Annotated in this window: 9 protein-coding genes and 1 pseudogene; 5 read left to right on the top strand and 5 right to left on the bottom strand. The window is 50.5% G+C overall.

The window, feature by feature from the left end; translation table 11 throughout:
- The 4 genes from VJY99_RS16460 to ppa all read right to left on the bottom strand — a co-directional run.
- A partial coding sequence (locus tag VJY99_RS16460) for an ABC transporter ATP-binding protein (protein ID WP_324120380.1) occupies nucleotides 1–1019 on the bottom strand: 1019 nt, incomplete at its 3' end.
- Between the two features lie 12 nt (nucleotides 1020–1031).
- Nucleotides 1032–1922, bottom strand: coding sequence for a carbohydrate ABC transporter permease (locus VJY99_RS16455; protein ID WP_324120378.1), 891 nt, complete (start codon nucleotides 1920–1922; stop codon nucleotides 1032–1034).
- Nucleotides 1915–2805, bottom strand: coding sequence for a sugar ABC transporter permease (locus VJY99_RS16450; RefSeq protein ID WP_324120377.1), 891 nt, complete (start codon nucleotides 2803–2805; stop codon nucleotides 1915–1917). Before VJY99_RS16450 ends, VJY99_RS16455 begins: the two co-directional genes overlap by 8 nt.
- Before the next feature lie 423 nt (nucleotides 2806–3228).
- Complete coding sequence (gene ppa / locus VJY99_RS16445) at nucleotides 3229–3756, bottom strand: inorganic diphosphatase (protein WP_324120376.1); 528 nt, start codon at nucleotides 3754–3756, stop codon at nucleotides 3229–3231.
- Between the two features lie 416 nt (nucleotides 3757–4172).
- On the opposite strand from ppa, the gene ytfQ reads away from it, so the two are divergent.
- The 5 genes from ytfQ to VJY99_RS16420 all read left to right on the top strand — a co-directional run bounded on the left by ytfQ (nucleotide 4173) and on the right by VJY99_RS16420 (nucleotide 10468).
- A complete protein-coding gene (gene ytfQ, locus VJY99_RS16440; protein ID WP_324120375.1) occupies nucleotides 4173–5129 on the top strand; it encodes a galactofuranose ABC transporter, galactofuranose-binding protein YtfQ in 957 nt (318 codons plus the stop codon).
- Nucleotides 5130–5256: 127 nt separating this feature from the next.
- On the top strand, nucleotides 5257–6759 hold the full coding sequence (gene ytfR / locus VJY99_RS16435; RefSeq protein WP_324120374.1) for a galactofuranose ABC transporter, ATP-binding protein YtfR: 1503 nt from the start codon (nucleotides 5257–5259) through the stop codon (nucleotides 6757–6759).
- Between the two features lie 10 nt (nucleotides 6760–6769).
- Nucleotides 6770–7801 (top strand): galactofuranose ABC transporter, ATP-binding protein YtfT, encoded by a 1032-nt coding sequence (ytfT, locus tag VJY99_RS16430; RefSeq protein WP_324120372.1) that lies wholly within the window; start codon nucleotides 6770–6772, stop codon nucleotides 7799–7801.
- Entirely contained in the window at nucleotides 7788–8789 is a 1002-nt protein-coding gene (gene yjfF / locus VJY99_RS16425; RefSeq protein WP_324120370.1) for a galactofuranose ABC transporter, permease protein YjfF, read from the top strand. Before ytfT ends, yjfF begins: the two co-directional genes overlap by 14 nt.
- Nucleotides 8790–8914: 125 nt before the next feature.
- On the top strand, nucleotides 8915–10468 hold the full coding sequence (locus VJY99_RS16420) for a methyl-accepting chemotaxis protein (RefSeq protein ID WP_324120368.1): 1554 nt from the start codon (nucleotides 8915–8917) through the stop codon (nucleotides 10466–10468).
- 251 nt (nucleotides 10469–10719) lie between these two features.
- Here the strand turns inward: VJY99_RS16420 and VJY99_RS16415 are convergent.
- A pseudogene (locus tag VJY99_RS16415) lies at nucleotides 10720–10910 on the bottom strand (fructose-bisphosphatase class I); the annotation flags it as partial.

Genomic DNA, 10910 nt, shown 5'->3' with positions numbered 1-10910 from the left:
TCATCGGCGGTGACGCGGGCAGTCAGTTCAACGTCTGCGACTGCCAGGTAGAGAAAGAATTCGTGCCCCATATTTTCAGTGCGGATCAGCGTTCCCTCCGCGCCATCGCTGGCAAACGGCTGCGCTGACACCATCACCTCTTCAGGACGAATACCAAAAAAGACATTTTTATCGACAAAGTGCGCGACTTTCTCCTGCTGGCAGGCATTCAGTGCCAGTGTGTTTTGGCCAAGCGTGATGTGAAACGCACCCTCTTTACGAACGATTTTGGTGGATTTGATGTTCATTTCCGGCGCGCCGATAAAACCCGCCACAAAGATATTCAGCGGGGCGTGATAGAGGTTATCCGGGGTATCAACCTGCATGATATGGCCCTGTTTCATCACGCAGATCCTGTCACCCATGGTCATCGCTTCCGTCTGATCGTGAGTCACATAAACGGTGGTGGCCGGGCTGCCTGACAGCTTCAGTTGCTTATGGAGATCGGAAATCCGGATGCGCATGGAAGCGCGCAACTTCGCATCCAGATTGGAAAGCGGTTCATCGAACAGAAACACATCCGGCTTTTTGACGATGGCGCGCCCTACGGCGACCCGCTGGGCCTGACCGCCGGAAAGCTGGCGCGGCAGGCTATCGAGCAGCTCTTCCAGTTCGAGTATTTTCGCCGCCTCATTTACCTGTTCAGCGATTCTTTCTTTGGGCAGCTTAGCGAGCTTCAGGCCGAAGGCCAGATTCTCACGCACCGTCATATGCGGGTAGAGCGCATAGTTCTGGAATACCATCGCGATACCTCGCGCTTTAGGCGCAAGGTTATTGACGATTTTCTCCCCAATACGAATTTCACCTCCGCTGATGGTTTCCAGCCCGGCCAGCATTCGCAGAGTCGTCGATTTTGCGCAGCCGGACGGCCCGACAATCACCATAAACTCGCCGTCTGCGATATGCAGGTCGATGCCGTTGACGGCCTTGAACCCGTTGGAATAGACCTTTTCCACGTTCTTGAAAGTTACTTCAGCCACAATGTTTTCCTCTTAACCTTTAATCCCGCTGCTCGTCACACCCTGGATGAAATAACGCTGTGCCAGGAAGAAGACGATAATGGAGGGCAGGAGCGCGATACTCGACATCGCGAGTATTTCGTTCCACGGCGCCCCTTCGCTGACGTCTATCGACATTTTTAACGCCAGGGAGATGGGGTATTTATCTACGCTGTAGACGTAGATCAGCGGCCCCAGGAAGTCGTTCATTGACCACATAAACTGAAATAGCGCGACGGAGATAATGGCGGGTTTAAGAATGGGGACTACCACATACCACAGCACCTGTGCCGAGTTGCAGCCATCGATCTGAGCCGCTTCTTCCATATCGCGCGGCACGCCGCGTAAAAACTGGATGAGCATGAACACGAAAAAGCCTTGTGTGGCGAAAGCTGTAGGCAGATACAGCGGTAAATAGCTGTTGAGCATGCCCATTTCCCGGAACATAAGGTACTGCGGGATGAGCAACACCGTGCCTGGCAGCAACATGGTGGCGATAAGGGCAGAGAACCAGAATTTCTTCCATGGGATCTCGAACCGGGCGAAGCCATAGGCCACCACCGTGGAGGAGATAATGGTGAGGATCACTTTGGGGATAACGAACTTAAAGGTGTTCAGCATGTAATGACCAAAGTCATATTCGGTGCCGGTTTTCCAGCCGTTGATAAAGCCGTCCCAGGTCAGGTTTGAGGGCCACAGGCTCAGGTTGGTGAATATTTCATGGTTGGGTTTGAGCGAGGCGGAAAACATCCACGCCAGCGGGTAGAGCATCAACAGTCCGATAAGCAGCAAGATAAAATAGCGAACGGTGCGGTTGATTTTCTCCCGGCGTAATGTTCGCGCGACTTCACGTTCCGCATGACTAATGGCTGTTATCTCAACCATTTTTGCCTCCCTTATCGGCGGAATAGAACACCCAGTATTTCGACGACTTGAATGCACAGGTCGCAAAGAGCGCGACCAGTAGAAACAGCGCCCAGGCCAGCGCCGCACCGTAACCAATATCGAAGTATTTAAACGCGGTGTCGTAGATATAGAGCGAGAACAGATAGGTGTAATACGTTGGCCCGCCGTCGGTAATGACGTAAGGCGCGGTAAACTCCTGGAAGGTATTGGTGGTCTGCATGATGAAGTTAAAGAAAATCACCGGGGTAATCAGAGGGATCGTCACTTTGGTGAACATTTGCCAGCGGGATGCGCCGTCAATCATGGCCGCTTCATATTGCGATTGTGGGACGTTCTGCAGAGCCGCGAGGAAGATAACCATCGAGGACCCGAACTGCCACACCTGTAAAAGTGCGACTGAGAGTAAGGCCAGCGGCGGCTCGCCAAACCAGTTGATTGGTGTTGTGCCAAACAGGCTGAGAAAACTGTTCAGCAGACCATCGATGGAAAAAAGTGCCCGCCAAAGCACTGCGATGGCAATGGAACTGCCAAGAATCGAAGGGATGTAATAAGCCGTGCGGAAAAAGCCGATACCCCGAAGTTTAAAATTCAGGACAAACGCGACGCCTAATGCAAATGCCAGCTTTAAGGGAACGGTTAAAAATACATAGGCGATGGTGACTGCGGCAGATTTCCAGAAAAGTGTATCTTCGGTCAGCATATAACGGTAGTTTTCTATCCCGTTAAGTCTGGGGGGAGTCATTAAGTCATATTCGGTGAAACTAAGCAGGAATGAAGAGACAAACGGGAAAAGGGTAAAAACTATTAATCCGATAATATAAGGTGATATCCAGGCAAGACCTAATAATTTGTTTTCATTCATAAGAACCTCAAATTAATAATTATTTTATATGGTTCATTCTCCGGGCCGCTGTGATGAAGGCGTCATCAAGCGACATGCTGGCAGGGCATAGATAAAGGTATTGAATCATTGAATCATTGAAGCTGTGAATCCCACAGCGGGTGAATAAGGCGTGTCGCGAGCGAATATCTATTAGCTCACATTGCTATTTCAGAGTAAACAATATCAGTGTCTATTTTGTGAACAGGCACGCACTGTGGATTAATAAAAGGGAGGGGTATATATTATTTGTATTGTTATATTTTATTAATAGCGTGAAGGTATAATAGATAAAATAATTAATTAATCTTAGTAGTTATTTATTACATCAATTATTCGCAAAAAAAAACAGCACCCAGTTTGGATGCTGTTGAGTTGCTGACGGAAATTCCGCCGCAAGAATGATTATTTCTTAGCACGCTCGAAGGAAGCAATGATTTCAGCTTTAGCCGCTGCTGCGTTATCCCAGCCTTCAACTTTAACCCATTTGCCTTTCTCGAGCGCTTTGTACTGCTCGAAGAAGTGGGAGATCTGCGCTTTCAGCAGTTCTGGCAGGTCGTTCACATCTTTAATGTGATCGTATTCTTTGCTCAGTTTGGTGTGTGGAACGGCAACCAGCTTGGCATCTTCGCCCGCTTCGTCAGTCATTTTCAACACGCCAACTGGACGGCAGCGAATCACAGAACCAGGTTGCAGTGGGTACGGAGTTGGGACCAGAACGTCAACCGGGTCACCGTCTAAAGACAGAGTGTGGTTGATGTAACCGTAGTTGCACGGATAGAACATTGCAGTGGACATGAAACGGTCAACGAACAGCGCGCCGGTGTCTTTATCAATTTCATATTTGATTGGGTCAGCGTTTGCTGGGATTTCGATAACAACGTAGATGTCTTCTGGCAGATCTTTGCCCGCAGGGACGTTGAGTAAGCTCATGTCTTTTTCCTTTAAACTGGTGTCATTTAAGTGCCGCGTATTATAGCTAACTCGATTTAAATGTCTCCGCCTCTTTTTTTACCCGTTTTACTTCGAGCTACAGCGGTGTTGGCTGCACTCACTCACCCCAGTCACTGACTTGAGTAAGCTCCTGGGGATTCTTGAACTTGCCGCCTGGCTGTAACTCGAATTACTTCGGTGAATATTTTGTTTCTTCCACGCCACTTTCCAGAACCTTCCTACAACGGGAAAATCCATAAACATAGCCATATTCTTTATAAAATTTTGTAAGCGGTTACAAGCATATACGTGACTTGTTTGAATTGTGATGTAACTCATTCTGTTAACTCATATGTCGGCTATAGTTTTTTCGAAGTTCAGAATATTACTAACTATAACCCTACGAGGATGTACCTATGTGGAAGCGCTTACTTTTGGTCTCTGCTGTCTCCGCAGCGATGTCGTCAATGGCGATAGCTGCTCCGTTAACGGTCGGATTTTCACAGGTAGGATCTGAATCCGGTTGGCGCGCAGCAGAAACGTCAGTTGCGAAGAGCGAAGCTCAGAAACGTGGCATCACGCTGAAAATCGCTGACGGTCAACAAAAACAAGAAAACCAGATTAAAGCTGTTCGTTCATTTATCGCTCAGGGCGTTGACGCTATCTTTATCGCGCCAATCGTTGCTACGGGTTGGGAGCCAGTATTACAAGAAGCAAAAGAGGCCAAAATCCCCGTATTCCTGCTCGACCGTAATATCGATGTAAAAGACAAATCTCTGTACATGACAGTCGTCACGGCCAACAACGTACTGGAAGGTCAGTTGATTGGTGAGTGGTTGCTTAAAGAGCTCAATGGCAAAGCGTGTAACGTGGTTGAGCTGCAAGGCACCGTGGGCGCGAGTGTGGCAATCGACCGTAAGAAAGGTTTTGCCGATGCCATTGCCAAAGCGTCTAACGTGAAAATTATCCGTTCTCAGTCCGGCGACTTTACTCGCAGTAAAGGTAAAGAAGTCATGGAGAGCTTCATCAAAGCCGAGAACAACGGCAAGAATATCTGCATGGTTTACGCGCATAACGATGACATGGTGATCGGTGCGATTCAGGCAATTAAAGAAGCGGGCCTGAAACCAGGTAAAGATATTCTGACCGGTTCTATCGATGGTGTGCCAGATATCTACAAAGCCATGATTGACAGTGAAGCGAACGCAAGCGTTGAGCTGACACCAAACATGGCAGGCCCTGCGTTTGATGCACTCGAGAAGTTCAAGAAAGACGGCACCTTGCCGGAAAAAGTCACGGTAACTAAGTCCACGCTGTACCTGCCTGATACGGCAAAAGAAGAGCTCGAGAAGAAGAAATCGATGGGTTACTAACGTAAAGAATTCTCTTTCGTAGGGCGGATAAGCGTAGCGTCATCCACCGTCATGCAAAAGGGCGGCAAAGATGGCGCTGCACTTATCCACCCTACGAAGTTTTACTGCTTTTGGCAGGAGCTCGGTAATGGACATAAATAACAACCAGGAAATTTTGCGCACGGAAAGCTTATCGAAACATTTTCCAGGGGTTAAAGCGCTCGACAAAGTGGACTTCAGCCTTAATCGCGGCGAAATCATGGCATTGTTGGGCGAAAATGGCGCGGGTAAATCAACGCTTATCAAAGCGCTTACCGGCGTTTATCAACGCGATAGCGGTAATATTTATCTCGAGGGTGAACTGATTTCACCGAAAAATACCGCTCATGCCCAACAGCTCGGCATCGGTACGGTGTATCAGGAAGTCAACCTGCTGCCGAATATGTCGGTGGCGGATAATCTGTTTATTGGCCGCGAGCCACGTCGCTTTGGGTTTATACAACGCAAAGAGATGGAAAAACGTGCCACTCGTTTGATGGAGTCCTATGGGTTTTCGTTGGATGTCGCCGAACCGCTGAACCGTTATTCCGTGGCGATGCAGCAAATCGTGGCGATTTGCCGAGCCATTGATCTGTCGGCCAAAGTGCTGATCCTCGACGAACCGACCGCCAGCCTCGATACCAAAGAAGTCGAAATGCTATTTACCCTGATGCGCCAACTGCGTGATCAGGGTGTGAGCTTGATCTTCGTCACTCACTTCCTCGATCAGGTCTATGAGGTAACGGATCGCATCACGGTTCTGCGTAACGGCATGTTTGTCGGCACGCGGGCCACCGCTGATCTGCCACAGATTGAACTGGTTAAAATGATGCTTGGGCGCGAACTGGACACCAATGCGTTGAATCGCGCTGGCCGCACATTATTGAGCGACAAACCGGTCGCTGCATTTAAAGATTTTGGTAAGAAAGGGGTGATCAATCCTTTCAGTCTTGAAGTCCGTCCAGGTGAGATCGTTGGCCTTGCAGGGTTGCTCGGATCCGGGCGCACCGAAACGGCCGAAGTTATTTTTGGGATCAAACCCGCAGACAGTGGCAACGCCTGGATCAAAGGCAAACCGCAGTCGTTGCGCTCGCCACATAAAGCCTCGTCGCTGGGGATTGGTTTTTGCCCTGAAGATCGTAAAACCGATGGGATTATTGCCGCAGCCTCGGTGCGTGAAAATATTATCCTCGCCTTGCAGGCTCAGCGCGGCTGGTTACGGCCGATTCCCAAACGTGAGCAGTACCAGATTGCCGAGCGGTTTATCCGCCAGCTTGGGATCCGCACACCCGGCCCTGATCAGCCGATTGAATTTCTCTCTGGCGGCAATCAGCAAAAAGTCCTGCTGTCGCGCTGGTTGCTGACCAAGCCCCAATTTTTGATCCTCGACGAACCTACGCGCGGGATCGACGTTGGCGCGCACGCTGAAATTATCCGCTTGATAGAAACGTTGTGTGCCGATGGCCTGGCGCTACTGGTTATTTCGTCTGAACTAGAAGAGCTGGTGGGCTATGCGGATCGCGTGATCATCATGCGTGACAGGCAGCAAGTGGCCCAGATCCCACTCGCTGAGCTTTCTGTATCGGCAATTATGAATGCCATTGCGGCATAAGGAGTAAAACGTGATGCCTCGTTCATTGCCGCAGATCAACGTCGACAAACCAAAACACCGCTTCCGTTGGCCGCCAGGTATTCCGCAACTGGTGGCGCTGGTGTTGGTGTTGCTGATTGATAGCCTGGTCGCTAACCACTTTTTTGATATTGTGGTGCAAAATGGGCGGCTGTTCGGCAGCCCGATAGACATACTCAACCGTGCGGCTCCTGTCGCATTATTGGCCATTGGGATGACGCTTGTAATAGCGACAGGCGGTATCGATTTGTCCGTGGGGGCGATAATGGCGATTGCCGGTGCGACGGCGGCAACGTTAACCGTCGATGGGCATAGCCTGACGGTGGTTATCCTGTCTGCACTTGGCGTGGGTATTCTGGCAGGATTGTGGAACGGGATTCTGGTGGCGATCCTCAAGATTCAGCCGTTTGTCGCAACGCTTATTCTGATGGTTGCCGGGCGCGGTGTGGCGCAGTTGATTACCGCTGGGCAAATTGTGACCTTCAACTCGCCAAACCTTTCGTATCTCGGCAGCGGCTCGCTGTTCTTCTTCCCAACGCCGGTGATTATTGTGCTGGCAACACTGTTGGTCTTCTGGTTATTCACCCGTAAAACGGCTCTGGGATTGTTCATCGAATCGGTGGGGATCAACATTCGTGCCGCCAAAAATGCTGGCGTGAATACGCGTACCGTCGTGATGCTGACTTATGTATTAAGCGGCCTGTGTGCGGCAATCGCCGGGATTATTGTGACCGCTGATATTCGTGGTGCCGATGCCAACAACGCCGGTCTGTGGCTGGAGCTGGACGCCATTCTTGCGGTAGTTATCGGTGGTGGCTCGCTGATGGGCGGGCGCTTTAACATCGCGCTATCCGTGATTGGCGCGCTGATTATCCAGGGGATGAACACGGGCATTCTGCTTTCTGGTTTCCCGCCTGAGCTTAACCAGGTGGTGAAAGCGGTGGTGGTGTTGTGCGTGCTGATTGTTCAGTCACCACGTTTTATTGCTCTGCTCAAAGGACTCCGTCGCCATGATCAAACGTAACTTGCCGTTGATGATTACCCTGGCGGTGTTTGTGCTGGGGTATCTGTATTGCCTGACGCAATTTCCGGGTTTTGCGTCAACGCGTGTCATTTGCAACATCCTGACTGACAATGCTTTTCTTGGGATTATCGCCGTCGGCATGACGTTTGTTATCTTGTCTGGTGGTATCGACCTTTCGGTCGGCTCGGTGATTGCCTTTACCGGCGTATTCCTGGCTAAAGCGATTGGTTTCTGGGGATTATCGCCGTTAGTTGCTTTCCCGCTGGTACTGGTGATGGGCTGCGCATTTGGCGCGTTTATGGGGTTGCTGATTGATGGGCTGAAAATCCCGGCCTTTATCATTACGCTCGCCGGAATGTTCTTCCTGCGCGGGGTGAGCTACCTGGTGTCGGAGGAGTCAATTCCCATTAATCACCCGATTTATGACACCCTTTCAAGCCTCGCCTGGCGTATTCCCGGCGGCGGGCGTTTGAGCGCTATGGGTTTGCTGATGTTAGCCGTGGTCGTGATTGGTATTTTCCTTGCGCACCGCACGCGATTTGGTAATCAGGTGTACGCCATTGGCGGCAGTGCCACGTCAGCAAACCTGATGGGGATTTCAACGCGCAGCACCACCGTCCGCATTTATATGCTTTCAACCGGCCTTGCGACTCTCGCAGGAATTGTTTTTTCGCTTTATACCTCAGCGGGTTACGCACTAGCGGGGATGGGTGTTGAGCTGGATGCGATTGCCTCGGTGGTTATTGGTGGCACGCTATTAAGCGGGGGGGTAGGAACCGTTCTTGGCACACTGTTTGGTGTGGCTATCCAGGGGCTGATTCAGACCTACATTAACTTTGACGGCACGCTGAGTTCTTGGTGGACGAAAATCGCTATTGGCATTTTGCTGTTTATTTTCATTGCGCTACAACGCGGTCTGACTGTGTTGTGGGAAAACCGCCAAAGCTCGCCAGTGAAGCGTATTAAGGTCCAACCTGGTCAAACTTGAGTCAGTGATTGGCCTCACCCCTTTGGGGCGAAACTCACGCCCCTGCAACGGGAAACATAAGGAGTATTAAACTTTCCCCGGTGACAGTCGATAACATCTATTCGTTCTGTCACCGGGAAAAGAGCATGTTGAAAAATTTGTCTATTCGTACGGGGCTGCTGACGTTATTGGCAGTCATGACCTTCCTGTTGTTATTTGTCAGCGGCATGGGCGTTTACGCTCTGCAACAAAGCTCTACCTCATTGGAAAAAATCAGCCACTTACAGGGTGAGCAGATGGTGCGCTTGTCCGACAGCTATGTTTCTTTGCTGCGTGCGCGTAATGGAGCAGGGCAGGCTGTTCGCCAGATGGAAATTGGTTTGCTGGAAGATGCGACAAAATCCACAGACTACGTCACAAGCGATGTCACTCAGGCACAACAGCAGCTAAAAGAGTTTATCGACAGCGGCGTGGATGACGAAGAGGGCAACCGCCTGGTTCAGAACCTATCGCAAAGCTATGCGGATTACCTTGCAAAAGGCATCAACCCGATGCTTGCCGCTCTCACCAAACAAAGCCCCGACGATTACTATGATTTGCTCGAAAACACCCTAATTCCGTTGTCGCAGAAGTTTGATACCGATGTGGATATATTCAAACATTGGGGTGAAGAACGCGGTAAAAGTGAAGTTGAAGCGGTGAAACTGCACAAAACTATCGTGTTGACGCTTATCATTATCGCCGCATTGCTCACCGCCGTGATTATCGTGCTGGTATGGCTGGCGCTGCGTCATTTGCTACTTAAACCGCTTAACCAGTCGATTGAGCAACTGGAGTTTGTCGCCAAAGGCGACTTGACCCAACTGTTGCCACCTGCGGGCAACAATGAATTTGGTCGCCTGGCTACGGCGATTATCATAATGCGCGATTCCTTAATGGAATCAGTCAGCCGAGTGCGTGACGCCAGCTCACAAATTGATATTGGAAGCCGTGAACTGGCTGCCGGGAATCTCAATCTTTCCCAACGTACTGAATCGACTGCCACGTCGCTTGAGCAAACCGCTGCTAGCATGGAGCAGATAACCGCGACGGTTAAACAGAACGCCGACAATGCCGAGCAGGCGCATAAACTCGCGAAAGACGTCTCTGATACCGCTGACCGTGGTAGCGAAATGGTGTGTTACGTGATTGAAAAAATGCAAGATATCGCCAGCAGTTCCGGCCGCATCGCAGACATCCTGAGTGTAATTGACGGTATCGCCTTCCAGACCAATATCCTGGCGCTGAATGCCTCCGTAGAAGCGGCGCGTGCCGGTGAACAAGGGCGTGGATTTGCGGTGGTCGCGGGTGAAGTTCGCACGCTCGCCAGCCGCAGCGCGGATGCGGCAAAAGAGATCCGCACGCTCATCTCTGACTCGCAAAATCATGTGGGTGAAGGTCGCGAACTGGCGCAGCAAGCCGGTGAAACGATGGATGAAATCGCCGAAGAAGTGATGCGCATGACCCGCCTGGTTAGCGAAATCGCCAATGCGACAAACGAGCAAAGTTCGGGTATCGAACAGGTGAATATCGCGGTGAGTCAGATGGATGAAGCAGCGCAGCAGAATGCGGCATTGGTTCAGGAATCCACCGCGGCAACGCAATCGCTTGAAGAACAGTCGCAGCAGCTTGTGGCGGCAATGGCCACGTTTCGTTGTTAATGTTGGAAGTCGCTTACGCTAATCTGACCTACGAATGAACCTTGTTACCCATAAAAAAAACCGCAAATGCGTAACACCATTAGTTTAAGAATGAGATATCCGGGGCGACCACCGGGTTTGGCGTCCCTCCGGGAACCAAATCCCGGTGTTTCCCCTATTTCATTGACTTAAGTGAACGGTGTTACGCAAATGCGGTTTTTTAGCTTTTATAGGGTGGATAAGCGTAAGCGTTATCCACCACAAATCAGAACTTATGCGTCCGGGAACTCACGGATAAAGCGTTCGACATCATCAACCATATGCTCGTTACCGACAAAGAACGGGCGGCGTTGATGCAAGGTTTCTGGGATGATATCCAGAATACGTTCTTTACCGTCGCTGGCTTTACCGCCCGCTTGTTCTGCAAGGAATGCCATCGGGTTACCTTCATACAGCAAACGCA

It is taken from the genome of Buttiauxella sp., from assembly GCF_035271705.1.
In the GTDB taxonomy this organism is placed as follows: domain Bacteria; phylum Pseudomonadota; class Gammaproteobacteria; order Enterobacterales; family Enterobacteriaceae; genus Buttiauxella.
The sequence above is the reverse complement of the archived record's forward strand: the minus strand, read 5'-3'. Positions and strand labels throughout refer to the sequence as shown.

Bases quoted from the DNA above. Each gene is read 5' to 3' on its own strand.
- VJY99_RS16455 (WP_324120378.1), bottom strand. From the start codon at position 1,922: ATGGTTGAGATAACAGCCATTAGTCATGCGGAACGTGAAGTCGCGCGA.
- VJY99_RS16450 (WP_324120377.1), bottom strand. From the start codon at position 2,805: ATGAATGAAAACAAATTATTAGGTCTTGCCTGGATATCACCTTATATT.
- ppa (WP_324120376.1), bottom strand. From the start codon at position 3,756: ATGAGCTTACTCAACGTCCCTGCGGGCAAAGATCTGCCAGAAGACATC.
- ytfQ (WP_324120375.1), top strand. From the start codon at position 4,173: ATGTGGAAGCGCTTACTTTTGGTCTCTGCTGTCTCCGCAGCGATGTCG.
- ytfR (WP_324120374.1), top strand. From the start codon at position 5,257: ATGGACATAAATAACAACCAGGAAATTTTGCGCACGGAAAGCTTATCG.
- yjfF (WP_324120370.1), top strand. From the start codon at position 7,788: ATGATCAAACGTAACTTGCCGTTGATGATTACCCTGGCGGTGTTTGTG.
- VJY99_RS16420 (WP_324120368.1), top strand. From the start codon at position 8,915: ATGTTGAAAAATTTGTCTATTCGTACGGGGCTGCTGACGTTATTGGCA.